This is a genomic window from Pseudoduganella dura (assembly GCF_009727155.1).
Classification (GTDB): domain Bacteria; phylum Pseudomonadota; class Gammaproteobacteria; order Burkholderiales; family Burkholderiaceae_D; genus Rugamonas; species Rugamonas dura.
On the sequence record NZ_WNWM01000002.1, the window covers coordinates 5,668,633 to 5,692,212 of the forward strand.

Here is a 23,580-nt window from a genome sequence, read left to right on the forward strand (position 1 = left end):
GCTACGCTCAGGCGTCGGCGCGGCGCCGGCGCGGCTTCTTCTTGATCACGGCCTTCTTGCGGCCGTTGTCCTTGGCGACGCGCATCTCCCGTGCCTTGGTGGCCTTGGCCCGCATGACCCTGGCCGGCATCACGCGCGGTTCGTCGTTGCCCGTCATGAGGCGGCGAATGTTGAGCGCGTCGGCGATGCGGGCGGAGGAGCCGCTGGCGTTCAGCAGCACCATGGTCGCGTTCTTGCCGGCGGCCGTGATGCGCATGATCAGGCAGCGGCCCGCTTCCTCGGTGTAGCCGGTCTTCGACAGGCCGATATCCCAGCCCTTGGCGCCGACCAGGCGGTTGGTGTTGTGGTACTCGACCTGGCGGCCCTTGATCTGCATGATGTCGCTCTTGTCGGTCGTCATGCTGGTGATCGTCGGATAGCGCGCGGCGGCGGTGGCCATCTTGACGAGATCCGCGGCGGTCGACATGTTGTTCGGCGACAGGCCGGTCGGCTCGTCGATGCGCGTCTGAGTCATGCCCAGCGCGCGGATCTTGGCGTTGACGGCGGCCTTGAATGCCGCCGGGCCGCCCGGATAGGTGCGGGCCAGCGAGGCGGCGGCGCGGTTATCCGACGACATCAGCGCCAGGTGCAGCACGTCGGCGCGGGACAGCGTGGTGCCGACCGGCACGCGCGAGGTGCTGTGCTTGAGCGTATCGACATCCTGCTTGTCGATACTGATCTGCTCTTCCATGTCCAGCCTGGAATCGAGCACGACCATCGCGGTCATCAGTTTGGTCAGCGATGCGATCGGCACGATGGCATCGGCGTTCTTTTCTACGAGGATTTTCCCGGTGCCGTCTTCCACGACCAGCACGGATTGCGAGCCCAGGGGCACGGCGATCGCGGCTGCGGAAAACGATACCAGCAGGGCGGCTGCGAGTTTCTTGATCATCTTGTTGTTGGCGGGGTGGCAATGGAATGGGTGGACGTGCACCGGCACCAGTGTGTGTGCCGTGCAGCAATATTCCAGAAGGCGAAACGATAGCATGCGCTCGACGGCACAGTCCAGACTATCCCAGCCGTGCGGGACGAATTGACGTGAAAAAGGGGCCAAGTGGCCCCTTTGTCGGGTTACTACTGTCTATATGAACAGTACTTCTGCTGCGGCCTGGCGTCTGGCGCTTATTTGGCGCCGTAGATCTTGTCGAACTCGCCGCCATCGTCGAAGTGGCGTTTCTGCGCTGCGCGCCAGCCGCCGAACACGTCGTCGACGGTGAACAGCTTGATCGGCTTGAACTGCGCCGCGTATTTCTTGGCGACGGCGGCCGAGCGGGGGCGCAGGTAGTGCTTCGCGATGATTTCCTGGCCGGCTTCGGAATACAGGAAGTTCAGGTAAGCCGTGGCCTCCTTGCGCACGCCGCGCTTGTCGACCACCTTGTCGACCACCGCCACCGGCGATTCGGCCAGCACGGAGGTGGACGGATAGACGATGTCGAAGTTGTCGCCGAATTCGCTGCGCACCAGGTTGACCTCGTTCTCGAACGTCACCAGCACGTCGCCGATCTGGCGCTGCGTGAAGGTGGTGGTGGCCGCGCGGCCGCCGCCGTCCAGCACCGGCACGTTGCGGAAGATCTTCGTCACCAGGTCGCGCGCCTGCGCGTCGTTGCCGCCGGCCTGCGTCACCGAGCCCCAGGCAGCCAGGTAGCTGTAGCGGCCGTTGCCGGAGGTTTTCGGGTTCGGAATCACCACCTTCACGCCGGGCTTGGCCAGGTCGGCCCATTCCTTGATGCCTTTCGGATTGCCCTTGCGCACCAGATAGATCAGCGTGGAATACATCGGCGCCGCGTTGTTCGGGAACCGCTTGGCCCAGTCCTTCACCACGAGTCCGCGGTCGGCCAGCATGTCGATGTCGTTGGCCTGGTTCATCGTGACGACCGACGCTTCGAGGCCGTCAGCCACCGAGCGCGCCTGTTTCGACGAACCGCCGTGCGACTGTTTGACTTCGATGCTCTTGCCGGTCTGCTGCTTGTACTGGGCTTCGAACACGGGGTTGACGTCCTTGTACAGCTCGCGCGCCACGTCGTACGACACGTTCAGCAGCGTGACGTCGGCCGCGTGGGCCGGCGCCATGCCCAGCGCCGAGGCGGCAACGGCGGATGCCAGCAGCAGCCTGCGGGAGCGGCTGAATGTTGCACTGAATGCTGCGCTTAATGCGGTTTTTTTATTTGCCATGGTTTGCTCGTGTAAGAAACAGATATCAATAGTCCGTCAAATCCCATCGGGAGAGAAACGATATTTTTGTAATTTGCTTAGATCCGGGCATCGCGACCGGTGCCGGCGGCTTCTTGCCGACTGGTGTATAGTCCGCCTAATCCGTCCGCCCGACCAGCCCTTTGCAATGCGCCCGCCTGCCACAAGTTGCTACGAGTTTTCATGAGTTTCGAGATCCGTCCTGCCGCCCCTCCCGACGCCGCCGCCGTTTGCCAGGTGCTGCGCCGCTCGATCGCCGAATGCTGCGTGCTCGATCATCACAACGATCCCGACATCCTCGCGGCATGGCTCGGCAACAAGCATCCCGCGATGGTCAATTCGTGGTTCGAATCATCCACCAATTACTCGCTGGTCGCCGTGCTGGGCGGTGAAGTCGTCGGCGTGGCGCTGCTGACGGGCGCGGGCAAGCTGGCGCTGTGCTACCTGCTGCCGGAAGCGCAGCGGCAGGGCGCCGGCACGGCGCTGCTGCTGGGCATGGAAGAGCGGGCGCTGGCGCTGGGCATGAAGGCGCTGTACCTGCACAGCACCGCCACCGCGGAGGGGTTTTTCGACGCGAGCGGCTACCGGCGCGACGGCAACGTGCGTTCGCCGTATGGCGTGGAGACGATCCTGTTCTGGAAGCCGCTGGTGCAGAACGCCGAGCCCGATGCGCGCAAGCGGTTCTGCAACTGCAATTCGGCCTGAAGGCCGGGGCCGGCGCCGGAACCAGGGCCCGACTACGCCAGGCCGTGGCCGGCGGGAGCTACCGCGCGGGCCGGGACACCGGCCAAAGCACCGCCGAAGCATCGTCGGCGCGCTTCACCGAGTTGCCGGCGGTCATCAACGCCTCATGCTCGCGCAATTGCACCAATAGCGGCTCCAGCCCGCGGTGTGCACATGCTTCCGCCAGCGATGCGGGCGTGTGCAATGCATACGGGTCCACCAGCCTGTAAAAGCCATCGGTCATGCAAAGGAGCATTGCGCCCGCCGGTGCCGGCACCGCGCGCCGCCGCGCGGCAAAAGCGCCGTTCGGCTGCAGGCACAGGATCGATGGCCCCGCCATGCCGTTCTGCTGTTCGCGCCGTGCGCGCAGCATCGGCAGCAGGCGCGCGTGGCGCGTGGCCGGGTCGTCCAGGCCCGCCGCGCGCAGCTTCGCTATTTCCGCCCGCAGCACCGCTTCCTGGGGATTCTTGTACGGGTCCAGGTCGACAACGCCGCCATCGGGCAGCCGCATCAGCGTGATGCAGTCCCCCAGGCAGTAGAGGTGCAGCATGCCGTCGGAGCCGGCGCGGATCCACGTCAGCGCGGCGATGGGCCAGGCGTATACCGGAATATCGGCCCCGTGCGAGCGGGTCAGGCAGGCGTCGCGTACCGTGTCGATCGCGTGGCGCACCGCCTCCGGCTGGTCGAAACCGGCGCGGATCGCCGGTTCCAGCGCGGCGGCGAAACGGTGGACGAACCAGGCAACGTCGCCGCGGGCGTCAATGTAATCGCGCTCGGCAACGGATGTGGCGCCGTCCAGCACGATCAGGTCGGTGGCGTCGGCGGATTCGAAGACGGCAACGTAATCTTCGTTATGACCGGCGGTGGCGCCGTGGGAGATGGTCTGGAGGCGGGGTTGGCAAGCATTCATGGCGCCCGATTATACGGGTGCCAGGATACCGGGCGGCAGGCTCGGGCATCGAACGCAGCCGGCGGTTCAGGGGTGCAATGTGCCGCTGCCGAACGCCTTCAGCTCGCCGGACGAGAAGGCCACCCAGCCTTCGCGCGTGTCGACCGGCTGGGTGGCCACCATCGCGCGGCCGGCATCCAGGCGGTAGTGCAGGTGCGTCGAGCAGTGCGCGAACAGCGTTTCGCCGTTGGACAGGATGAAATTGAACGTACCGTGCGAAGCGATCTCGGCAGCTACCTCGGACAACGCGTCGCGCAGCACGTGTGCCGCGGGCTGGCCATGCGGGAAACGCGAAGCCAGGCGCGACAGCAGCAGGCAGAAAGCCGCTTCGCTGTCCGTGTCGCCCTGCGGGGCGAAGCGGCCCGGCGCCGGTGCGAATTCCTTCAGGTCGCCGTTGTGGGCGAAGCACCAGGTGCGGCCCCACAACTGGCGGGCGAACGGATGGACGTTCTCGATCGCGATGCGGCCCTGGGTGGCCTTGCGGATGTGGGCCAGGATATTGCGGGCGCGCAGTGCCCCGCGGCGCACGCGCACCGCCAGCGGCGAGTCGATCGCCGCGCGGTGGTCCGTATAAAGCCGGCAACGCTTGCCGCTGTGGAAGGCGATGCCCCAGCCATCCTTGTGCTCGTCGGTACGGCCGCCGCGTTCGGCGAATACGTCGAAGAACGGTCCGAGGCCGGCGGGTACGCTGCTGTTCAATCCGAGGAGCTGGCACATGATGGAATGGGAAATCGTTGAGGTTGGAAAGACGATACCTGCGCACGCCTGGCGATAGAACGAATCTTTTTCAATATGCTTATATGCCAGCGCGATGCTCTTGGGAAATTGTCATGGTTTCCGCCGCTTCGCCGCAACCCGTCGGCGCGGTGATATGCACGGGCCGCATAACAATCGGTAAAACGATTCGTTCTGAAATTCCATCGCCGGCCTTAGCCTTGGCGGATCGCTTCCGCTTCAGAAAGGCTGTATGAGCTTTCCCGTCCTGCAACAATATCTCGCCCGGCTGGCCGATCCGGCCACCGCGTCGTCGTCGTTATGGCTCGATGCCACGGGCCGTGCGCATGGCCGCTTCTTCAATTGCACGATGACGAGCGTGTTCCACCCGATCCGCGAACTCGGTAGCGGTGCCGCCGTCGCCTGCGAAGGGCTGGCGCGCGGGATTTCCGCCGAGGACGAGGGCCTGTCGTTGTGGCGCCTGCTGGAAAACGCCGCCAGCGACGATGAATCGGTCGAGCTCGACCGATTGTGCCGGATGCTGCACGCGATTAATTTCTTCCGCCAGCCGGATTGCGAAACGCTGGAATTGCACCTGAACGTGCATGGGCGCCTGCTGTCGGCCGTCAGCAGCAACCACGGCCACGCTTTCCGCCGCATCCTCGATTCACTGGAGCTGCCGCTGGACCGTATCCTGCTGCAGCTGCCGCCGACCACGCCGCAGCAGGGCTGGCTGCTGGGCTACGTGGCCGACAATTACCGCCGCAACGGGTTCCGTTTCGCGGTGCATGCCGGCAGCGTGCAGGAAGGCCTGGCCCTGCTGGAGCGCGTACGGCCCGACGTGATCCGCTACGACGCCCGCGATGCGCGCGACTGGGAAGGGCTGGCGCGCCTGCTGACCGCCGCTGCCGGGAAAGGCGCGCGCGTGTTGTTCCATCATGCGGAAGGCGCCGCCGCGCTGTCGGCGCTGCAGGGCATTGCCGACCTGGCCGGAGTGCAGCCGCTGGCGCAGGGCCATGCCCTCGACATGCCGCGCGCGCTGCTGCCGGCCCAGCCGGTGCGGGCAGCTGCCTGATACTGATCACGTGGCTTAATCGAGGCTTAAATGTTGAGCCATAATTGATACAATTTAGGCCACACAGTTAAAGAGCTTTCTCAACTCTTCGTCTCATCGGCTATTATCGCTCGCATCCGCTTTACGAGCATCAAGGGATGGCCATGGCAACACGCAGAGATTTTCTACACAAGACACTGGGGGCGGGTGCCGCCAGCCTCATCGGGGCGCCGCTGGTGGGACTGGCGCCGGCACGGGCGCAGGCCCTGCAGCCGCCGCCCGATATTTTCGACGCCCAGGCACTCGACCTGGAATTCTGGATCAAGCCCCGCACGCTGACGGTGACACGGCCGCAAAGCGGCGAAAAGGCGTCGGTGCTGTACTGGAAAGATGGCGAGCTGATCGATTCGGCCTACCAGCAACTGTGCCACCTGCTGCGCGACGTGAACGGCAAGTCCACCGCGCCGATGGACCCGAAACTGCTGGAAACGCTGTGGGGCGCGCAAGCCTTCGTGGCGCGCTACGGCATCGAGAGTCCGATCGAGATCCTGTCCGGCTACCGCACGCCGGCATCGAACCAGCGCCTGCGCGAGCAGGGCATCCCCGCCGCGCGCCAGTCGCTGCACCTCGAAGGCAAGGCGGCCGACATCCGCATCGCGAACCTGAACGAAGAGGTGGTCGGCGGGCTGATCAAGAGCTTCCAGCAGGGCGGCGTGGGCTTCTACTACCGCGGCGGCCCGCGCGGCGGGTGGATCCATGCCGACACGGGCCTGAAGCGAACATGGAAGGGGTGAGACAGGACGTGGAGCCATGGCTCCACGCCTGTCGAACGGCTCTGCCTTGCAAGGCAGAGACTGGGGAAGGGCAGGACATGGAGCTATAGCTCCATGCCTGCCGAACGGCTCTGCCTTGTAAGGCAGAGACTGGGGAAGGACAGGACATGGAGCTATAGCTCCATGCCTGTCGAACGGCTCTGCCTTGCAAGGCAGAGACTGGGGGAAGGACAGGACGTGGAGCCATGGCTCCACGCCTGTCGAACGGCTCCGCCTTTCAAGGCAGAGCCGCCAAACCACCGCTAACCAGCGCAGCCCCGCTCAACTGTAGTAATAAGGCCTGGTCCGCACCGAGTCCCGTTTCTCCCGGGCGGCCGCGTCCGGATCCTGCCGGTGATCCCACCAGATCTTCCAGCCGCGCCGCTGTTCGGCTTCCATGTCCGGGTGCTCTTCCTTGTACTGGCTCAGGAACTGCTCGAATTCCGATACGTATCCGGTAAGTTTCATCATCCCTCCGGTGATTCGGTTACACTGCCGGGCCGATACCGATACCGAATATTGAACACCCATGCAGCAAGAAAATGACGATGGGGCGAAACCGCGGTTCCGCCCCGTGCCGTGGACGGCACTGGAAACGCCGGCCGATGCCGAACTGTGGATCGCCGAACACGACCTGGCCTTGCAGGAACATATCCGCAAGAACGAGACCGGCTATGGCGTGTGCTTCACGCTTGCCCCGGGGGGCGACATCTACATGCAGACGTCGGATGACGCCGTGATCCTCGATGTTACGCCGGATGCCGAATGGGTAGCGCCGCTGATCGCCGCGGTCGCGCAGGCGGAGCCGCCGAAAGGGTCGATGTGGATCCTGCCCGACGACAAGCTGGTGCAGCTGATCCTTGGCCTGTCCACCCTGGTTGCCAGCACCACGCTCGTGGTCGGCCACAACTTCGGCCGCCGGCGCCACCCCTGACGCGGCACACCGCGCGCGCGTGCGGCGTGTGCTCGACTTGCCAAGGCGTGCATGCTAGGCTGTTTTGCATTCTCGACAGCCGCCACCTTAGCGAGGGTCTCATCAGCCATGGTCAACCTCAGGGATAGTGCCAACGACGACAACGCTCGGAACGATCCCGGGGATGACGCCATGCCCGCACTCGATCGGACGCAGCTGATGCCCGCGGCGCTCGCCCAGTTGCCCGGCCTGGCCACCGGCCTGTCGCACGAAGGCTTGCTGGCAGCGCTGGGCGGCAGCGACGCCTTCCCGCAGGTGCCGCCCGGCGCTGCGGCCGGGCCCGAGCGGTTCGACGACCTGTACCTGCTGGCGCCGGTCGGTGTCTTCCTTCTCGACACCGATTCCACCATCCTGCAGGCGAACCTGGTCGGCGCCGACCTGCTGGGCCTCGACCGCGCCGCTCAAGTGCGTCAGCGTTTTCGCGGCTATGTCGCGCAGCGCTTCCTGGCCGATTTCGATGCCTTCGTCACGCGTGCCCTGAACAGCCGGGAGCCACTGCGCTGCAGCCTTCAGTTGCAGCGCAGCCGCGGCGAGCGCGGCGTGCCGGTCACGCTGCTCGGTTGCGAGGCGGCCGGCGTGCTGCGGCTCACGGTGGAACCGGCCGAGGGCCGCCTGGCCTTGCTGGAAAAGAGCGAAGAGCGTTTCCGGCGCATCGTGCAGACCGCGCGCGAAGGCATCTGGGAATTCGACGCCGAGGCCCGCACCAGTTTCGTCAACCCGCGGATGGCCGAGTTGCTGGGCTATCCGGTCGAGGAAATGGCGGGCCGGCCGCTGCTCTCGTTCCTCGACGCGGAAGGGCGCTCGGTGCTCGAGCGTAACCTCGCGCGCCAGCAGGAAGGCATGCCGGGCCGGCACGAGTTCAAGTTCATCCGCAAGGATGGCGCCGCGCTGTGGGTGCACCTGGCGGCCAATCCGCTGTTCGACGCGGGCGGCGGCTTCCTTGGCGCGCTGGCGCTGGCCTCGGACATCACCGAGCATCGCGAGTCGGCGGAGCTGGCCTGGCAGCAGGCCAACTTCGATGCGCTGACGGGGCTGCCGAACCGGAACATGTTCCAGGAGCGGCTGCGCCACGAGATGAAAAAGGCGCGCCGCGAGCGCAGCTTCCTGGCGCTGCTGTTCATCGACCTCGACCAGTTCAAGCAGATCAACGACCGCTTCGGCCACCAGCAGGGCGACTCGGTGCTGGTGCAGGCCGCCGCCCGGCTGGGTGCCTGCATGCGCGCGAGCGATACGCTGGCCCGCATCGGCGGCGACGAGTTCGTGGCGATCCTGCCCGGCCTGGCCCACGTCGAGGATGCCGAGCGGGTGGCGCAGGACATTATCGCCATACTGAACCGCCCGTTCGAGCTGGCCGGCGGCCAGCAGGGGCTCATTTCCGGCAGCGTGGGCCTCGCGCTGTATCCGTCCGACGCGGCCGATGCCGAGGAACTGCTGCGCCATGCGGACCAGGCGATGTACGCGGCCAAGAATGGCGGCCGCAACCGCTACAGCTACTTCACCGACGACATGCAGTCGGCGGCCCAGCAGCGCGCCCGGCTGGCCACCGACCTGCGCCGCGCCGCCGCCGGACACGAGTTCGAGCTGCATTACCAGCCGATCGTGAACCTGAAGACGGGCGAGGTCGCGCGCGCCGAGGCGCTGCTGCGCTGGCGCCACCCGGAGCGGGGGCTGCTCAACCCGGCCGAGTTCATCGCCGGCGCCGAATCGTCCGGCGTGCTGCTCGATATCGGCGACCGCGCATTCCGCCAGGCCGCCGACCAGGTGCTGGCCTGGCAGCGCGCGCTGGGCCGCCCGTTCCAGGTCAGCATCAACCTGTCGTCGGCGCAATTGCGCGACGACGCGCACGGCTGGCTGAGCTACGTGGAAAGCCTGCAGCTGCCGCCGAAAAGCCTGGTGGTTGACGTGTCGGAAGATTTATTGAGCGAACCGGCCGGCCAAGTGTTCGAACGCCTGGGCCGGCTGCATGCGATGGGCATGCAGGTTGCACTGGACGACTTCGGTACCGGCCATTCGGCGCTGGCGCAACTGCAGCGGTTCGATATCGATTTCCTCAAGATCGACCGCAGTTTCGTCGCCGGACTCACCGGCAACTCCGGCGACCTGGCGCTGTGCGAGGCCATGATCCTGCTGGCCCACAAGCTGGGACTCGAAGTGGTGGCGGAAGGCGTGGAAACACAGGCGCAGCTGGCGCTGCTGAAGGCGGCCGGCTGCGATCATGCGCAAGGCTATGTATTCGCCCGGCCAGCGCCGGCGGAGGAACTGCTGGCGCTGGCGCGGCAGGGGACGCTGGAGGCGCTCGGGTCGGGCTGAGCGGGCGCAGCGGCTGAAAACCGGTGTCAGACACCATTTTCCGGGAAATTCACCCGGGTAATAGTGTCTGACACCGGACCATCAGCGCAGGCTGAGCAGCGATACGACCCGGTCGCGGTTGATGCCGACCAGCGCCGATGTCAGCGCCATCAGCGACTGGTAGCCCGGTTCGCCGGCGATCTTGGCGAAGCGCGTGGCCAGGTCTTCGACGCCGGCCGTTTCGAGTTGCGGCATGGCGCTTTGCGCGCGCTGCGTGGCGACGTTGAGTTCCTGCCGCACTTTCGACAGCGCCGCTTCCACGTGCGACAACGCGCCCATCACCTGCTGCAGCGTATCGCGCATCGATTCGATGTCCTCGACACCCCAGTTCTCCGGCATCACCGCGGGCTGTTCCGGTTCCGCCCGCAGGCGGTTCAGCTGCCCGGTGGGAAAGCGCACGCCGCTGCCCTGCACGGCGATCGAGTCACGCACCGCCGGCCAGTCGCTTTCGCCGGTCGAGAAGACCAGTTCACCATCGTCGTTCGACGATACGCGCACGCCGGCCGGCGCCAGCGCGCCATCGAAACGGGCGACGATTTCCCCGTCCGACAAGCCGGGCGAGAGGTGCACCGAGCGCAGCCCCTGCACGCCGCCGCCGACCGAGATCGCCAGCGTTTCGCGCGCGCCGCTGCGCAGGTTCGCCAGCGACATGCCGCGCACCGTGAAGCGCTGGCTGGACGGTTCGCCACCGCTGAAGTTCAGCCGTGCGTCGAGCGAGCCGCCGGACGCCTCGCGGCGCGTGCGCCACGTGTCGCTGAACTGCCGCACCTGCTGTTCGAGCTGGCCGTCGCGCAGCTGGCGGGCGGCCAGCTTGGTGGCCAGGTCGGTCTTCAGCGTGCGCAGTTGCGCGGCGCTTTGTTCAAGAAAATCCACCGCCTGTTGGGCGCTGGAAATATCGTTCTGCAGGGGCTGATCCCAGTTGCTCAGCCCGCGCCGCAGTGGCGCGGCTCCAGCTGGAGGCGCAGCTGACGCCCCCGGCGCCGGCCCATTGGCCGACGTGCTTCCCTGGGCAGCGCCTGCCAGGCCAGCCTGGTCCAGCCCGGTCGCCGAAGCCGACGAATCCTTGCTGATACCGGCACTGCTGGAGCGCTGTATGATTTGCATTGCGATGATGGGGTTGGTTTAGGACCCGTGAAAAAGGATTTAACTGCGAAGGTCTGACTGTAAACAACGAACCGCGATTTCACCGGGGGAAGATGGCTTCCGCGCTACAGCGTCGAGACTATAACTTCCAGGCTGCAACATCGGGGCAAGACTTCCAGCTTTGAACCGCGTGAAAAATTTGCTAACTGGTTTGACAAAAAAAACCGGCCGCGAGGTCGATTAAAGCACATTGAACAGCGACAGGGCGCTGATCTTGGAATACGACTGGTACGTGGCTTGCAAGGCCATATTGTAGCCTGACAGTTGCGTGGAGGCGATACCGTAATCGAGCTGCCCCAGTTCGGTCATCGCCGTCTTGTTCGACAGGCTCACGTTGGCATGGTTGCTGTCCAGCGTGGCCAGCACGTTCTGCGCGCCGCCCAGCTTGGCCACCTTGCCGGACAGGCCGTCCTGCGTCGACTGCACGAGCGACATCGTTTCGGCGATCAGCGATTTCATCGGTTCGACCGACGAATCGGTGGTCGTGTTCGCCAGCGCGTCGATGGCCTCGTTCATCTTGTTCAGCAGCACGTCGAGGCCGCCCACGTTGACGTTGACGGTCTGCGTGATGCCGTTGCCGACCACCACCTTCTGCTCGCCGGCGTTGCCCGCATAGCTGTACGTCGCACCGTCGAACGCGAGCGGCGGCGTATCGGTCTGCGTGCCGGAGAACAGGTACTTGCCTTCCTGGTCGCGGGTATTGGCCGTGTAGGCCATGCTGTCGCGCAGTGCCACCAGGCTGTCGACCATCGACTTCAGGTCGTCGGGCGTGTTGCTGCCGTCGGCGGCCCACACGAGCAGGTCGCTCGCCTGGCTCAGGTCGCCGATCATGCCGGACAGGTAGCTTTCGTTCTTCGACAGGCGGATCTTCACCGCGCTGATATTCTCGCGATACTGGTCGATGATGGCTTCCTCGCGCGTCAGGCGCGAGAGCCGCACGTTGGTGACCGGATCGTCGGACGGGACCATGACGCGCTTGCCGCTCGCCATCTGCTGGGTCAGGCGGGTTACGGCGGTCTGGTTCAGCTCGAGCGAGCGGTTCAGCGTGGCGTGAAACTGGGTGGTGGCGATACGCATCGCTGCTCCTCTAGCCGAACATCGCCAGCGTGGAGTCGAACAGCGTGTTCGCCACCGCGATGACCTTCATGTTGGCCTGGTACATGTTCTGGAATTCGACGAGGTTCATGGCTTCCTCGTCCCGGTTGACGCCCGACGTGGCCGCCCAGTCGTCTTCCGCCTGGTAGCGGATCGTGGAGGCGGTGTTGAGCAGGGATTTGTTCTGCTGGCTGTCGATGCCCAGCTTGCCCACCAGCTGGGTGTCCGCGTCGCCAATGATCACGCTGCCCACCGAGGGCAGGGTGATGGCCTGGTTCTTGATGTCCACCAGTGCCTGCAGGTTGCCGGAATCGCCCGGCGTGCCGTCCGACGACAGGGCCAGGTCGTTGGCGTTGTAGCCTTCGGTCACCGCCATGATGCCGCCGGCGCCGCCGCCGTTCACCTGGAACATCGGCTGGCCCGGGTTGCCGGCGCTGTCCGTGCCGGCCGCCAGCTGGGCGTTGACCATGGTGCCCAGCTGCGTGGCCATCGACACGATCGATTCCTGCAGCGGCTTGAGCGTGTTCTTTTCGAACGTGGCCAGGCCGCCGAGCTGGCCGCCCAGCGCCGTGTCGTCCACCGCGTACACGGAGCGGGCGAACGTGACCTGCATCTGCGGCGTGCCGCCGCTGGTATCGATGCCGATTGACGCCGCCACGTTGCCGGCCACCAGCGGCTGGCCCGATTTCAGCGACACCGAGCGGCTGCCGTCGGGCTGTTCCAGCACTTCGATCGCCGTCAGCTGCGACAGGCTGTCGATCGCCATGTCGCGCTCGTCGACCAGGCCCGACACGTTGGTGCCGGTGGCGCCCGCCGCCACGATGCGCTGGTTCAGCGAAGCGATGTTCTGCGTCAGCGTGTTGAAATTGGGCAGGATCGCATCGCGCTGCTGCTGCACCGAAAGCTGCTGGTTGCGCGTGACCTGGTAGATGCTGTTGAAGCTTTCCGCCAGCGCGCCGGCCTGCGCCACCACCTGGCCGCGCAGCGGCGCAGACGTGGGCTCTTCGCCCACCGCGTTCAGCGCCTTGAAGAAATTGTCCACGCCGTTCGACAGGCTCGACTTGTCGTCGCCCATCACCTGCTCCAGCTGCGACAGGTAAGGCTGCTGCGTCGTGTAGCGGCCCAGTTCGGAATTGGCGCGCCACAATTGCTGCGTCTTGTAGGAATCGGCAAAGCGCAGCAGCGAGCTCACTTCCACGCCATTGCCGGCCTGTTTCGTGCCGAGGCCGGGGGCCACGGCCGTCAGCAGCACGCCCTGGCGCGTATAGCCCTTCGTCTGCAGGTTGGCGACGTTCTGGCTGGTGGCGTTCAGCGCGGCCTGGGCAGCGATGGCGCCGGACAATGCGTTGTTGATGATAGGCATGGACGGATCCGGTTGAAGTGCATCCGCCAGGGCACAGCCTGGCGGACGTTTACATTCTCTTAACTGAACAAGGCGACGATAAGCCGCCGCGCATTAAGTCTTTGAGGAAATATTTTGCTGAGGAGCATCAGCAGCGGCGGTCACCGGTGTCGTCATCGGCTTCGCCGGCGGCGCGGCCGGGGCGGGCAGCAGCTGGCGCAGGATCGCGTCGGCGATGCCGAACGCGCGCTGGTGCGCCATCTGGTCGGCCACCATGTTGTCGGCCATGTCGAGCATGTCGCTGTTGACCGAATCCTTGTAGATGCTGTCGTCGCCGGCCAGCTCCTTGGTCGAGCTGCGCATCTGTTTGAGCATGTGGCCGATGAAGAAGCTTTCGAACTTGACGGCCGCTTCGCTGGCTTTCTTCTTGTACGCGGCGGCGGCGGGGTCGGCATCGACCGGCGCGGCCACCTTCGGCAGCGTGGAGCTGGCCTCGTTCAGGCCCAGCGCGCCGCCCGCCGGCATGGTCGAAGTGAAGCGCGGGTCCATCAGATCACCACCAGTTCGCCTTCGATCGCGCCGGCCTGGTCGAGCGCCTGCAGGATCGCCATGATGTCGTCCGGCGTCGCGCCCAGGCTGTTGACCACGTCGATGATCGACTGCAGCTTGGCGCCGGCCGGCCACTTGAACATCTGGCCCGACCCCTGGTCCACCGACACGTTCGACTGCGGCGTGACAGCCGTCTGGCCGCCGGCGAACGCGTTCGGCTGGCTGACCTTCGAGCTTTCCGAGATCACCACCTTCAGCGAGCCATGGGTGACCGCGGCCGCCTTGACCCGCAGGCCGTCGGCGATGACCACGGTGCCGGTGCGCGAGTTGAACACCACTTTCGGGTTTTCCAGCCCGGCCTCGATCGCCAGGCCTTCCAGCTTGGCCATGAAGGCCACGCGCTGGGTCGGATTTTCAGGCGCCACGACGGCCACGCTGGTGGCGTCGTCGGTGCTGGCGATGCCGCCGAATTTCCTGTTGATCGACTCGACGATATTGGTGGCCGTCTCGAAGCTGGGGCGCTTCAGCGACAGGCGCACCGTGTTGTTGGTCGAGAAATCGGTGGCGATCTCGCGCTCGATCATCGCGCCGTTCGGGATCCGGCCCGTGGTGGGGGTGTTGACGGTGACCGACGAGCCGCTCTTGCCGGCGGCGGACAGGCCGCCGACCACCAGGTTGCCCTGTGCCAGCGCGTAGACTTCATTGTCGGCCGCGCGCAGCGGCGTGAGCAGCAGCGAGCCGCCGCGCAGCGACTTCGCATCGCCGAGCGACGAGACGGTCACGTCGATCGGCTGGCCGCGGCGATAGCCGGGCGGGAACACGGCCGACACCATCACGGCCGCCACGTTCTTGCTTTTCGCATCGGCGCCATCCGGCATCTTCACGCCGAACTGCTTGAGCATGTTGACCACGGACTGGCTGGCGAATTTCACCTGGGTCGAGTCGCCGCTGCCGTTCAGGCCCACGACGAGGCCGTAGCCGACCAGCGGGTTTTCCCGCACGCCTTCGATCGATACGAGGTTGCGCAGCGGCTGGGCGGCCTGCGCGGGCATGACGCCCAGGAGAAGGGATGCGGCGGCCAGCAGGGAAGTGATCAGTTTTTTCATGGTCGCGTCAGAACGGCATCAGGGGGCCAAGGAAGAAACGCTGCAGCCAGCCGGGCTGGTTGGTATCGGCCAGCGTGCCCTGCGCCGAGTAGGCGATGCGGGCATTGGCGATGCGCTGCGACGACACCTGGTTGTTGGCGTCGATGTCGGCCGCGCGCAGGTAGCCGCGCAGGCGCAGGAACTCCTCGCCCTGGTTCAGCGTCACGCCCTTTTCGCCGGCCACTTTCAGCAGGCCGTTCGGCATCACTTCCTGGACCACGACGGTGATCGCGCCGGTCAGCGCGTTCTGCTGCGTGGCGGTGGCGTCGCCCTGGAACGAGTGCCCGGCCGACAGGTCCACGCCCGCCTTGCCGAACGTCTTGCCCAGCAGGTTGGGCGCGGCGACGGCAATGCCGGAATCCTTGCCCAGCTTGGTGCCGGCGCTTTTCGATGCCTGGGTGGTTTCCTGCAGCAGCACGGTGACGACGTCGCCGACGCGGAACGCGCGGCTGTCCGACGTCAGCGACAGGCCGGCGTCGCCGGAGAACACGCCGCCGGACGTACCGCGCGGCGCGGCCGAACGCAGCACCTGCGGCGGTTCGTCGAACGGACCGGGACGCACGGCGGGAGGAGCCAGGGAGGAAGCGCAACCGGCCAGCAGCATCGCGGCCATTGCGCACAGTTGCGCTTTGATCATCGGTTTGAAACCCTCGGTAGCGTGAAGGTGAATCAGCGGGCGGCCTGGGCCAGGTACTGCAGCATGTTGTCGGCGGCCGACAGCACTTTCGTGTTCATCTCGTAGGTACGCTGCGCGGCGATCATGTCGACCATCTCTTCGACCACCTGCACGTTCGATGCTTCCAGCGCGCCCTGCTTGATCTTGCCGAACTGGGCATCGCCCGGGCGGCCTTCGGTCGGCGCGCCGGACGACGCGGTTTCCTGGAACAGGTTTTCGCCCAGCGCCTGCAGGCCGGCCGGGTTGATGAACGAGGTCAGCGTCAGCTGGCCCAGTTCCGTCGGCGTGGTATTGCCGGGGATCGTGGCGGTCACGGTGCCGTTCTCGCCGATCGTGATCGACGTGGCGTTGTCGGGCACGGTGATCTGGGGCACGACCGGCAGGCCCTGTGCATTGATCAGCACGCCGTTCGCGTCCAGGCCGAGCTGGCCGGCGCGGGTGAAGGCGGCTTCGCCGTTCGGGCGGCGCACCTGCAGGAAGCCGTTGCCGACCACGGCCACGTCGTACTGGTTGCTGGTGATCTGGGTGCTGCCGGTGGTGAACACCTTCTGGGTGCCGACCATGTGGGTACCGTTACCCAGCTGCACACCGGTCGGGGACAGCGTGTTGTTGTCCGCGCGCTGCGCGCCCGGCTGGCCTTCGACCGAATAGAACAGGTCTTCGAAGACCACGCGGTCCTTCTTGAAGCCGACCGTGTTGGCGTTCGCCAGGTTGTTGGCGATGGCTTGCAGCTTGGCATCCTGCGCTTGCACGCCGGTCTTGCTGATCCACATTGCTGGATTCATACGATACTCCTGGAGATGTTCTGTGAGCTGGGAAACTTGAACCGGTTACGACAATCCGTACGGCAACTTTAGTGCTGTCTGGAAAAATAGGACGCACGATACGCACAAAGCGTTGCTGCCCGGCCACGGCTGGGCCGTGCGGGGCGGGCGCTTGTTCCATTACTTGTGCAGTACGGCCCAGCATGTGAGTGGCCACCGGGTTGCCGCTTGGTTACCGCTTAGTTACCACTTACCAGCCGGTTGCCGGCCTGCGTCATGTCGTCGGCGGCCTTGAACAGTTTCATCTGCACTTCGAACGTGCGGTTCAGGCTCATCGTGGCGACCATTTCTTCCACGGCGGAAACGTTGGAACCTTCCAGGTGGCCGGAGCGCACCTGCACCGTGTTATCGGTCATCAAGGGCTGGCCGTCGCGCGCGACGATCAGGCCCGCTTCGTTCTTGGTCAGCTCGCTGCCTTCGGCATTGACGAGCTTGAGCTTGTCGATGACCTGCATCTCGCCGCGGCCGCCCGGGCTCTGGATCGACACGGTGCCGTCCTGGCCGATCTCGACCTTGCTGTGGATCGGCAGCGTGATCGGACCGCCTTCGCCCAGCAGCGCCATGCCGTTGACCGTCATCGTGCCATCCTGGTTCAGCGTGATCGCGCCGGCGCGGGTGTACGCCTCGCCGGTCGGGCCTTCCACGGCCAGGTAGCCGGCGCCGGAGATCGCCACGTCGAGGTCGCGGCCGGTCGGGCGCAGCGTGCCCTGCTTGGTCGAGATCGCGTTGGCCTGCAGCGTGGCCATGTGGCGGTCGTCGTAGCCGTAGCCGGGCGCCGCCTGGGCGGTCGCCAGCTCCAGGTTGGCCCGGAAGCCCCCCGTGTCCATGTTGGCCAGGTTGTTGGCGTGCACCTGCTGGCCCCGCAGGGCCCGCTCGGCACCGCTCATTGCGGTATAGATCAGTGCGTCCATGGCGGTCCGGCCCTTACAGTGCCTGCATCAGCGATTGCAACATCTGGTTCTCGGTCGTGATGACCTTCGAGTTCGCCTGGTAGTTGCGCTGCGAACCCATCAGGTTGACCAGTTCGGCCGTGATATCCACGTTCGAGCCTTCCAGCGACGACGTCGCCAGGCTGCCGGCCACGCTCGTGCCGGGGTTGTCCAGGCTGATCGTGCCGACGTCGCCGTTGGCCGTCCAGCTGGTGTCGCTCACGGGAATCAGCGCATCTTCGTTGGAGAACGTGGCCAGCTTGATCTGGCCCACGGCCTGCTGTTCGCCGTTCGAATACTTGGCGATCACCTTGCCGTCGCCGGCCAGTTCCACGCCGACGAACTGGCCGGTGGTGTAGCCGTCCGCCACGTTGACGGACGTGGTGGCTTCGCCGGCCTGGAACGTGGTGCCCAGGTAGTCGAGCGTGATGGCCATTTCCGCCGCCGGGGCCGGGTTGTATGCCAGCTCCAGCGTGGTCGGCGTGGTGGTCAGCTTGCCGTTCGCGTCGAACGTCAGCTTGACGTTCTCGCCCGCGGAAGGCTGCTTGCCATCGACCAGCGTGTGCACGGTCACCGAGTTCAGGTTGTCGTCGTCGCGCACGAAGTACTGGCTGATCGTGTGGCTCTTGCCCTGGCTGTCGAACGCCAGCGTGACCTTGGTCATGTTGTAGCTGGAAGCGTCCGGCGGCACGGCCGGGTCGGACGAATCGAATGCCACGATGGGCTTTTTCCAGTCGGCCGACAGGTTGGCCGCGAAATCGATCGACGACGTCGCCTTGGCTTCCAGCGTCTGGGTCGGCACCTTGATGTCGCCCGGCACGCCTTCGGATGCCGAGCCCGGCGTCAGCTGGTTGCCCTGCACGCGGCGGCCGGCGCTGTCCACCAGGAAGTCGGAGCCATCCTTGGTAAAGATGCCGACGCGGCTGTACACGCTCTCGCCCGAGACGGTCTTGCTGACGAAGAAGCCGCGGCCGTTGATCGACGCATCCAGTGCGCGGCCGGTGGACAGCACGCCGCCGGTCAGGCCGATGTTCTGCGTGGTGGAACCGATCTGCGTGCCGGTCGCCTGGGTGCCCGCGTACATCGACGAGAAGTTGGCGCGCTGGGCCTTGTAGCCATAGGTGCCGGCGTTGGCGATGTTGTTCGAAATGCTGGTCAGCTGCTCGGTGATCGACTGCAGGCCGGACATTGCAATATTGAAGCTCATGGGAGATTCCCTGCTTAAAGAGTGGTGTTGGCAGCGCCGGCAGCGGCGACAGCGGTGGTGGATTTACCGTTGAAGGCGGTAACTGCGCTCGGTGCCACTTCGCCCACGTTGGCGATGTTCAGCACAATGCTGCCGGTCGAGCTGAGGCGCACACTGTTCAGGCGGCCGGCGATATCGACCGGCGGGTTTTCGCCCGAAGAGGTAACGACCTGCATCTTGTAAGTCCCCGCCGGCAGGCCCATCGCCGTCGGATCGATCGAGAAGGGCGTGGTGCCCGCGGTCATCGGGCCCAGCGCCAGTTCATGGGCAACGCCATCGGTGCCGGTCAGCACGAGCTGCGTCTTGCTGCTGTTCGAACCGAGCGTCAGCGCGCCGCCCACCTTGGCGCCGTCGAGCTGCACGGCGGTGGCGGAGGCCATCACGTCCGACCCGACCTGGGCACCGAGGCCCAGCACCTGCATGCTCTGCAGGATACTGGCGTTGTTGCTGGTCAGCGAAGCCAGGCTCTGCATGGCTTCGGTCTGCGACAGCTGGGTCAGCTGCTGGACGAACTGCGACGGGTCGGACGGCGCCAGCGGATCCTGGTTCTTGATCTGCGCCACCAGCAGCTTGGTGAACATTTCCTGGGTTTCGCTGGCACCGTTCGTTTTCGGCGTGCCGCCGGAAGCGGTGGAAGCGGACGCCGCGCTGGCGGAATTGGTAAAGAGATTGGTTTCCATGATCAGCTTTCGCCCAGTTTCAGCAGGGATTGCTGCATGCCGCGGATACGGCCCAGCACTTCGACATTCGTTTCAAAGGCCCGCGAGGCGGACATCATGTCCGTCATCTCGGCCACCTGGTTGACGTTCGGGTAGAACACCATGCCATCGGCGTTCGCCATCGGGTTGTCCGGTTCGAATACCTTGCGCAGCGGCTCGGCGCTCTCGACCACGTCCAGCACCTGCACGCGGCCACCGGAGGCGGCGTTCGGGCCTTCGTTCATTACCGTGGCGAACACGGGTTTGCGCGCGCGGTACGTGTCGTTTTCATTGGGGGCCACCGAATCGGCGTTCGCCAGGTTCGATGCCACCGTATTGAGGCGCACTGTCTGCGCCGCCATCGCGGAACCCGCGATCTGGGAAATGTCCTTGAAGCTCATTGATACTCCTGCTGGGCTGACTTGACGGTTATCGACATGCTGCCGGCTTTCTGAATGGCAAATTCACCATGACTGGTGGAAATATTTTGCCATCGAATGCTGGCCGGCCTGTCATCCACGGGCGGCCGGTACCGATAGCAAACGCTTACTGGCCGGCGATCGCCTTGGCCAGCCCGCGCAGCTTCATGTTGATGAATGTGAGGCTGGTCTGGAAGTCGGTGGCATTCTGCGAGAACGCGGCCTGCTCGACACCGATCTCGACGGTATTGCCGTCGGCGGTAGGGTGGAATGGCACGCGGTACAGGGGATCGCTGTCGCTCAGCAGCGAGAGGCCGCCCGCGTCCTGGGACTGCTGCTGCGCCATCGAAGCGGCAAAGTCGATGTCCTGGGCCTGGAAGCCCGGCGTATTTTCATTGGCGATATTCGATGCCAGGACGCGGGTCCGTTCGGCCCGCAGGTGGAGCGCATCGGCATGCGCGCCCATCGCTTCCTTGAAATTGATTGCCATTGTTTCTCCTGTGAGATCGACCGCCTTCCATGGCGGGCAGCCCATGTAAAATGGCCGCCGGCAAGCGCAGAAACATGCATGCCGTCCAGTCATCCGTATTGAGCCAAGTCTAAGGTGTTGCCCATGTTCAACAAACGAATTGTACCCCGGATCGTCACGCTGTTGCTCGTCGGCACCACCAAGTTTTCGATGGCGGCGCCGGTGACGCCCGAGCAGCTTGTCGCCCAGGTACAACAGGCGGCGCAGGACCAGCTGCAAAGGCATGCCGGATTGGCAAACTGGAGCGAGCCGCGCTTCACCGTGGAAGTTGTCCGTAATACCAGGCCGATCGGCGCATGTACGCAGCCGCCCAGAGTGGAACCGGCCGATGTTCGCACACCGGCGCGGATGCGCTTCGTGGCAATCTGTCCAGACCAGGGCGGCTGGCGCCACGAATTCGTCACACGCTCGAAAATTTCCGCGAAGGTGGCAGTTGCGGCAACAGACTTGGCAACAGGGAAAACCTTGTCTGCAGAAGATGTGTTGCTGGAGCGCCACGACATCAGTGGAATGCCGGACAGTTTCTCGGATTTGACGGTCGTGCAGGAGATGGCGACGCGCCGTACCATCCGCGCCGGCGATGTATTGCGGCAGAACATGCTGGTGGCGCCCACCCTGGTGAAGCGTGGCGATGCGATACGGATCGTGGCGAAGAAAGACCAGATCGAGGTCAGCATGGCCGGCGAAGCGCTCGATGGGGGAGGGCGCGGCGCCGCGGTCCGGGTCAAGAATGCCAGCGGCGTCGTCATCCGGGCCCGGGTCACGGAACAGGGGCAGGTCGAACCGTTGGAATGATTTCGCAGTAGAAACCAAGTTTCCTTTGTAAAACAACGACTTGGAGTTTTGTCAAACCTCGGTCCGGTTGAGGTGTCGCCCCTGGCGCTGCCTGCTAAGTTGAATGCGTATGCCGTAGCGATCGCAACCGCGATTCCGGCGTTCAACTTTCGGGGAGCACCACCATGACAAAATTGAGACAGCGCCTGGCCATGGCCGCGGCCATTTTCGCCTTCGCACTGAACGCCCATGCCGCGATCGGCAGTGCCAGTGCCGCCGACGTGACGCTCGACGGCCAGCAGGCCGACGCGTTCGTCTATCAGCAAGGCTGGAATCCGCATGCGGGGCCACAAGGCGACCCGAGCGGCATCGGCACGGCGTTCGACGCATTCGGCTCCGGCAGCTACAACCTGCTCGACAAGTACGACAGCAACCAGGGTTTCTCGAATACGGGAACGCTGACGTTCACGTTCACGGAAACCACCGGTACCAACGGCCTGTGGACGGTCACCAATACCAGTGCGACGTCGATCGTCACGCTCGACCTGGTGTTCGCGATCCATGCCGGCAACCAGGGCGGCGCGTGGCTGTTCGACGATGAAACGATCCAGCCGGGCGAGACGCTGCAGGGCGATTGGCAGATCCTGTGGACGGTAGGCAACAACAACGCCCACCCGGACTTCTCGAACCTGACGCTGTTCGAGCGCAATATGGTCACGACGCCGATTCCGGAACCGGGCACTTATGCGATGCTGCTGGCCGGGCTGATGGTGACGGGGGTGGCATACCGAAAGCGCCGCGGCAAGCAAGGCTGAGCAGGAGGGGGCGATTTTTGTGCCGACATGAAAACGGCGGACCACTGGTCCGCCGTTTTCATTGCTGGCCGGCTTTCGCCAGTCAGTAGTCGGTGCGCGCGATCCTGGCCGCCAGCTTCGACAACTTCTGCACGTAGGCCGGGTCGGTGGCATAGCCGCCGCGCGCCAGCCCGCTGGCGAACGCATGCGCGTCGTTGCCGGCGTTGAGCGCCTTCTGGTAGCGCGGGTTGGAGGCCAGCATGTCGGCGTAATCGCGGAACGCGGTGGCCTGGTCCGGGTAGCTGCGGAATTTCTCGACTTTCTTCACCGCCGCGCCATGCTCGTATTCGGTGGTCATGTTGGCGGCCACGTCGCCCTGCCACTGGCTGCCGGCCTTGATGCCGAACAGGTTGTTGGTGTCGGCGGTGCCGTTGCGCAGCGGGCGCTGGCCCCAGCCGGATTCGAGGGCGGCGTGGGCCGCCACGATGTCCGGCGATACGCCGAGCTTGGCCGCGGCCGCCTCGGCATGCGGCCGGATCGATGCCAGGAACTGCTGCTGGGCATCGCCATCGATGCCGGCCCCCGCGTCGGCCGCCCCGGTGCCGTCGAGCGGCAGGCCCGCCAGGCGGGCACGCAGCGCGGCGCCGTCCGCAGACAGCGGGGTGTCCGGCCCGGCGATCGATGCGCCGCCGCCTTCGGCGATGAACGTCGCCACGTCGGCCTGGACCGACTGGAAGGCCGCCGAGAAGGCGCTACCGCCGCCGCCGGCGAACGAGGCCGGCAGGGCAGGGCGGGCGGAAGTCATGTTCGACGCGGTGGCCTGCGTGGCCTGCGTTGGCAGCGTGGGAAAGGTCATGGCGGTAACGTCCGATCAGGCCGGTTCGTAGGTCTGGTTTTCACCGTGCAGCACGCGCTGCATGATCGTGAATTGCTCGGCGAGCAACTCACCGTTGCGCTTGCCGGCCGCCTTCGCCGCCAGCACCATCTGTTCGAGCGCGTGCCAGTCGGCTTCGAGCCGCGCGCGCGGTTCCGGGCGCAGCAGCGAAAACACCTGCGCCATCGAAGGATTCGGCCCCGTCAGCCGCGTTGCCAGTTCGACCCGCAGCGCGCGCCGCACTTCCAGCGTGTCGACCAGGCCGGCGATCTCGGCCGCGATGCGGCCCAGGCGCTCCTGGTGGTGGCGGATCGCCGCATCGAATTGCTCTTCGAGCAGGCCGAGCAAGGTGCGGTAAGCCGCGCTGTCGTCGGCGACCCCCTGCAGCAATCCCGTCATCGCTTCCTGGCGGGTGGTATTACGTACCGCTGCGTTCACTCACTGGCCTCCGTGGAACCGCTGGATCATGCCGGCCAGCTTGCCGGCGTCGAACGGCAGTTCGCCCTTCGCCAGCGCGTCGCGCAGCATGCTCACCTTGGCCTGGTCGAAGTCGGGCATGTCCTTCATGGCGGCCATCGCCGGCTGCAGCACGGCCGATTGCAGGGTTGCGGCGGCCGGGGCGGCAGCCCGCGGCTTTTCCGCCGGCGCGGTATCGGTAACGGTCTGCACCGTCGCCACGCCTGGCATTCCACTGGAAATTCGCATACGTTGGCCTCTTGTCTTGGATTCGATTGCCATGT

27 protein-coding genes are annotated in these 23,580 nt (G+C 65.4%); 7 read left to right on the plus strand and 20 right to left on the minus strand.

Annotation, left to right across the window (positions count from 1 at the left end; genetic code table 11):
• Positions 1-7: 7 nt before the first annotated feature.
• Together GJV26_RS24700 and GJV26_RS24705 are read right to left on the minus strand one after the other, a co-directional pair.
• Positions 8-931: a serine hydrolase gene (locus GJV26_RS24700; RefSeq protein WP_155711297.1), complete on the minus strand. Its 924-nt coding sequence runs from the start codon at positions 929-931 to the stop codon at positions 8-10.
• 230 nt (positions 932-1,161) lie between these two features.
• Positions 1,162-2,211: a sulfate ABC transporter substrate-binding protein gene (locus GJV26_RS24705; protein ID WP_155711298.1), complete on the minus strand. Its 1,050-nt coding sequence runs from the start codon at positions 2,209-2,211 to the stop codon at positions 1,162-1,164.
• Positions 2,212-2,412: 201 nt separating this feature from the next.
• Between GJV26_RS24705 and GJV26_RS24710 the strand changes: the two genes are divergently transcribed.
• Positions 2,413-2,934 carry a GNAT family N-acetyltransferase gene (locus GJV26_RS24710; protein ID WP_155711299.1) on the plus strand — a complete coding sequence of 174 codons (522 nt, stop codon included), beginning with the start codon at positions 2,413-2,415 and terminating at the stop codon, positions 2,932-2,934.
• Between the two features lie 58 nt (positions 2,935-2,992).
• Here GJV26_RS24710 and GJV26_RS24715 read toward each other — a convergent pair whose 3' ends face one another.
• Positions 2,993-3,862 (minus strand): protein phosphatase 2C domain-containing protein, encoded by an 870-nt coding sequence (locus GJV26_RS24715; RefSeq protein WP_155711300.1) that lies wholly within the window; start codon positions 3,860-3,862, stop codon positions 2,993-2,995.
• A gap of 66 nt (positions 3,863-3,928) precedes the next feature.
• A complete protein-coding gene (locus tag GJV26_RS24720) occupies positions 3,929-4,618 on the minus strand; it encodes a class II glutamine amidotransferase (RefSeq protein ID WP_155711301.1) in 690 nt (229 codons plus the stop codon).
• 250 nt (positions 4,619-4,868) lie between these two features.
• Here GJV26_RS24720 and GJV26_RS24725 point away from each other — a divergent pair, with 250 nt between their 5' ends.
• Positions 4,869-5,690, plus strand: a complete 822-nt coding sequence (locus tag GJV26_RS24725) for an EAL domain-containing protein (protein ID WP_155711302.1) — start codon at positions 4,869-4,871, stop codon at positions 5,688-5,690.
• 143 nt (positions 5,691-5,833) lie between these two features.
• Positions 5,834-6,463, plus strand: a complete 630-nt coding sequence (locus tag GJV26_RS24730) for a YcbK family protein (protein WP_155711303.1) — start codon at positions 5,834-5,836, stop codon at positions 6,461-6,463.
• A 300-nt stretch (positions 6,464-6,763) separates the two neighbouring features.
• On the opposite strand, the gene GJV26_RS24735 is transcribed toward GJV26_RS24730, so the two are convergent.
• Positions 6,764-6,952, minus strand: coding sequence for a DUF3460 family protein (locus GJV26_RS24735; RefSeq protein WP_155711304.1), 189 nt, complete (start codon positions 6,950-6,952; stop codon positions 6,764-6,766).
• 58 nt (positions 6,953-7,010) lie between these two features.
• Here GJV26_RS24735 and GJV26_RS24740 point away from each other — a divergent pair, with 58 nt between their 5' ends.
• Together GJV26_RS24740 and GJV26_RS24745 are read left to right on the plus strand one after the other, a co-directional pair.
• Complete coding sequence (locus tag GJV26_RS24740; RefSeq protein WP_155711305.1) at positions 7,011-7,415, plus strand: hypothetical protein; 405 nt, start codon at positions 7,011-7,013, stop codon at positions 7,413-7,415.
• A 171-nt stretch (positions 7,416-7,586) separates the two neighbouring features.
• On the plus strand, positions 7,587-9,764 hold the full coding sequence (locus GJV26_RS24745) for a putative bifunctional diguanylate cyclase/phosphodiesterase (RefSeq protein ID WP_155711306.1): 2,178 nt from the start codon (positions 7,587-7,589) through the stop codon (positions 9,762-9,764).
• Between the two features lie 81 nt (positions 9,765-9,845).
• Here the strand turns inward: GJV26_RS24745 and GJV26_RS24750 are convergent, their stop codons facing one another.
• From GJV26_RS24750 to flgB, 12 genes are all read right to left on the minus strand, one after another.
• On the minus strand, positions 9,846-10,676 hold the full coding sequence (locus GJV26_RS24750) for a hypothetical protein (protein WP_229427904.1): 831 nt from the start codon (positions 10,674-10,676) through the stop codon (positions 9,846-9,848).
• A gap of 450 nt (positions 10,677-11,126) precedes the next feature.
• The gene (gene flgL / locus GJV26_RS24755) at positions 11,127-12,023 is read right to left on the minus strand and encodes a flagellar hook-associated protein FlgL (protein WP_155711308.1); all 897 of its coding nucleotides are present in this window, start codon (positions 12,021-12,023) and stop codon (positions 11,127-11,129) included.
• A gap of 10 nt (positions 12,024-12,033) precedes the next feature.
• Complete coding sequence (gene flgK, locus GJV26_RS24760; RefSeq protein ID WP_155711309.1) at positions 12,034-13,404, minus strand: flagellar hook-associated protein FlgK; 1,371 nt, start codon at positions 13,402-13,404, stop codon at positions 12,034-12,036.
• 93 nt (positions 13,405-13,497) lie between these two features.
• A complete protein-coding gene (locus tag GJV26_RS24765) occupies positions 13,498-13,932 on the minus strand; it encodes a rod-binding protein (protein WP_229419435.1) in 435 nt (144 codons plus the stop codon).
• A complete protein-coding gene (locus GJV26_RS24770) occupies positions 13,932-15,038 on the minus strand; it encodes a flagellar basal body P-ring protein FlgI (protein ID WP_155711310.1) in 1,107 nt (368 codons plus the stop codon). The genes GJV26_RS24765 and GJV26_RS24770 overlap by 1 nt, the downstream gene beginning before the upstream one ends.
• Before the next feature lie 7 nt (positions 15,039-15,045).
• Positions 15,046-15,714: a flagellar basal body L-ring protein FlgH gene (gene flgH, locus GJV26_RS24775; RefSeq protein ID WP_155711311.1), complete on the minus strand. Its 669-nt coding sequence runs from the start codon at positions 15,712-15,714 to the stop codon at positions 15,046-15,048.
• Between the two features lie 32 nt (positions 15,715-15,746).
• Positions 15,747-16,538, minus strand: coding sequence for a flagellar basal-body rod protein FlgG (gene flgG, locus GJV26_RS24780; protein ID WP_173346264.1), 792 nt, complete (start codon positions 16,536-16,538; stop codon positions 15,747-15,749).
• Positions 16,539-16,756: 218 nt separating this feature from the next.
• On the minus strand, positions 16,757-17,488 hold the full coding sequence (locus GJV26_RS24785; RefSeq protein WP_155711312.1) for a flagellar basal body rod protein FlgF: 732 nt from the start codon (positions 17,486-17,488) through the stop codon (positions 16,757-16,759).
• Positions 17,489-17,501: 13 nt separating this feature from the next.
• Positions 17,502-18,713 (minus strand): flagellar hook protein FlgE, encoded by a 1,212-nt coding sequence (locus tag GJV26_RS24790; RefSeq protein ID WP_155711313.1) that lies wholly within the window; start codon positions 18,711-18,713, stop codon positions 17,502-17,504.
• A gap of 14 nt (positions 18,714-18,727) precedes the next feature.
• Complete coding sequence (locus GJV26_RS24795) at positions 18,728-19,432, minus strand: flagellar hook capping FlgD N-terminal domain-containing protein (protein ID WP_155711314.1); 705 nt, start codon at positions 19,430-19,432, stop codon at positions 18,728-18,730.
• Between the two features lie 2 nt (positions 19,433-19,434).
• Positions 19,435-19,851, minus strand: a complete 417-nt coding sequence (gene flgC / locus GJV26_RS24800; RefSeq protein ID WP_155711315.1) for a flagellar basal body rod protein FlgC — start codon at positions 19,849-19,851, stop codon at positions 19,435-19,437.
• Positions 19,852-19,996: 145 nt separating this feature from the next.
• A complete protein-coding gene (flgB, locus tag GJV26_RS24805; RefSeq protein WP_155711316.1) occupies positions 19,997-20,359 on the minus strand; it encodes a flagellar basal body rod protein FlgB in 363 nt (120 codons plus the stop codon).
• 123 nt (positions 20,360-20,482) lie between these two features.
• Between flgB and flgA the strand changes: the two genes are divergently transcribed.
• On the plus strand, positions 20,483-21,193 hold the full coding sequence (gene flgA / locus GJV26_RS24810) for a flagellar basal body P-ring formation chaperone FlgA (RefSeq protein ID WP_155711317.1): 711 nt from the start codon (positions 20,483-20,485) through the stop codon (positions 21,191-21,193).
• A gap of 164 nt (positions 21,194-21,357) precedes the next feature.
• The gene (locus tag GJV26_RS24815) at positions 21,358-21,987 is read left to right on the plus strand and encodes a PEP-CTERM sorting domain-containing protein (protein WP_155711318.1); all 630 of its coding nucleotides are present in this window, start codon (positions 21,358-21,360) and stop codon (positions 21,985-21,987) included.
• 82 nt (positions 21,988-22,069) lie between these two features.
• Here GJV26_RS24815 and GJV26_RS24820 read toward each other — a convergent pair whose 3' ends face one another.
• The 3 genes from GJV26_RS24820 to flgM are packed head-to-tail and all read right to left on the minus strand — an operon-like array spanning position 22,070 to position 23,578.
• Positions 22,070-22,822 (minus strand): glycoside hydrolase family 73 protein, encoded by a 753-nt coding sequence (locus tag GJV26_RS24820; RefSeq protein ID WP_229419436.1) that lies wholly within the window; start codon positions 22,820-22,822, stop codon positions 22,070-22,072.
• Between the two features lie 15 nt (positions 22,823-22,837).
• Positions 22,838-23,278, minus strand: coding sequence for a flagellar export chaperone FlgN (flgN, locus tag GJV26_RS24825; protein ID WP_229427905.1), 441 nt, complete (start codon positions 23,276-23,278; stop codon positions 22,838-22,840).
• Positions 23,279-23,578, minus strand: a complete 300-nt coding sequence (flgM, locus tag GJV26_RS24830; RefSeq protein WP_155711319.1) for a flagellar biosynthesis anti-sigma factor FlgM — start codon at positions 23,576-23,578, stop codon at positions 23,279-23,281.
• Between the last annotated feature and the right edge of the window lie 2 nt (positions 23,579-23,580).

Bases quoted from the DNA above. Each gene is read 5' to 3' on its own strand.
- GJV26_RS24700 (WP_155711297.1), bottom strand. From the start codon at position 931: ATGATCAAGAAACTCGCAGCCGCCCTGCTGGTATCGTTTTCCGCAGCC.
- GJV26_RS24705 (WP_155711298.1), bottom strand. From the start codon at position 2,211: ATGGCAAATAAAAAAACCGCATTAAGCGCAGCATTCAGTGCAACATTC.
- GJV26_RS24710 (WP_155711299.1), top strand. From the start codon at position 2,413: ATGAGTTTCGAGATCCGTCCTGCCGCCCCTCCCGACGCCGCCGCCGTT.
- GJV26_RS24715 (WP_155711300.1), bottom strand. From the start codon at position 3,862: ATGAATGCTTGCCAACCCCGCCTCCAGACCATCTCCCACGGCGCCACC.
- GJV26_RS24720 (WP_155711301.1), bottom strand. From the start codon at position 4,618: ATGTGCCAGCTCCTCGGATTGAACAGCAGCGTACCCGCCGGCCTCGGA.
- GJV26_RS24725 (WP_155711302.1), top strand. From the start codon at position 4,869: ATGAGCTTTCCCGTCCTGCAACAATATCTCGCCCGGCTGGCCGATCCG.
- GJV26_RS24730 (WP_155711303.1), top strand. From the start codon at position 5,834: ATGGCAACACGCAGAGATTTTCTACACAAGACACTGGGGGCGGGTGCC.
- GJV26_RS24735 (WP_155711304.1), bottom strand. From the start codon at position 6,952: ATGATGAAACTTACCGGATACGTATCGGAATTCGAGCAGTTCCTGAGC.
- GJV26_RS24740 (WP_155711305.1), top strand. From the start codon at position 7,011: ATGCAGCAAGAAAATGACGATGGGGCGAAACCGCGGTTCCGCCCCGTG.
- GJV26_RS24745 (WP_155711306.1), top strand. From the start codon at position 7,587: ATGCCCGCACTCGATCGGACGCAGCTGATGCCCGCGGCGCTCGCCCAG.
- flgL (WP_155711308.1), bottom strand. From the start codon at position 12,023: ATGCGTATCGCCACCACCCAGTTTCACGCCACGCTGAACCGCTCGCTC.
- flgK (WP_155711309.1), bottom strand. From the start codon at position 13,404: ATGCCTATCATCAACAACGCATTGTCCGGCGCCATCGCTGCCCAGGCC.
- GJV26_RS24765 (WP_229419435.1), bottom strand. From the start codon at position 13,932: ATGGACCCGCGCTTCACTTCGACCATGCCGGCGGGCGGCGCGCTGGGC.
- GJV26_RS24770 (WP_155711310.1), bottom strand. From the start codon at position 15,038: ATGAAAAAACTGATCACTTCCCTGCTGGCCGCCGCATCCCTTCTCCTG.
- flgH (WP_155711311.1), bottom strand. From the start codon at position 15,714: ATGATCAAAGCGCAACTGTGCGCAATGGCCGCGATGCTGCTGGCCGGT.
- flgG (WP_173346264.1), bottom strand. From the start codon at position 16,538: ATGAATCCAGCAATGTGGATCAGCAAGACCGGCGTGCAAGCGCAGGAT.
- GJV26_RS24785 (WP_155711312.1), bottom strand. From the start codon at position 17,488: ATGGACGCACTGATCTATACCGCAATGAGCGGTGCCGAGCGGGCCCTG.
- GJV26_RS24790 (WP_155711313.1), bottom strand. From the start codon at position 18,713: ATGAGCTTCAATATTGCAATGTCCGGCCTGCAGTCGATCACCGAGCAG.
- GJV26_RS24795 (WP_155711314.1), bottom strand. From the start codon at position 19,432: ATGGAAACCAATCTCTTTACCAATTCCGCCAGCGCGGCGTCCGCTTCC.
- flgC (WP_155711315.1), bottom strand. From the start codon at position 19,851: ATGAGCTTCAAGGACATTTCCCAGATCGCGGGTTCCGCGATGGCGGCG.
- flgB (WP_155711316.1), bottom strand. From the start codon at position 20,359: ATGGCAATCAATTTCAAGGAAGCGATGGGCGCGCATGCCGATGCGCTC.
- flgA (WP_155711317.1), top strand. From the start codon at position 20,483: ATGTTCAACAAACGAATTGTACCCCGGATCGTCACGCTGTTGCTCGTC.
- GJV26_RS24815 (WP_155711318.1), top strand. From the start codon at position 21,358: ATGACAAAATTGAGACAGCGCCTGGCCATGGCCGCGGCCATTTTCGCC.
- GJV26_RS24820 (WP_229419436.1), bottom strand. From the start codon at position 22,822: ATGACCTTTCCCACGCTGCCAACGCAGGCCACGCAGGCCACCGCGTCG.
- flgM (WP_155711319.1), bottom strand. From the start codon at position 23,578: ATGGCAATCGAATCCAAGACAAGAGGCCAACGTATGCGAATTTCCAGT.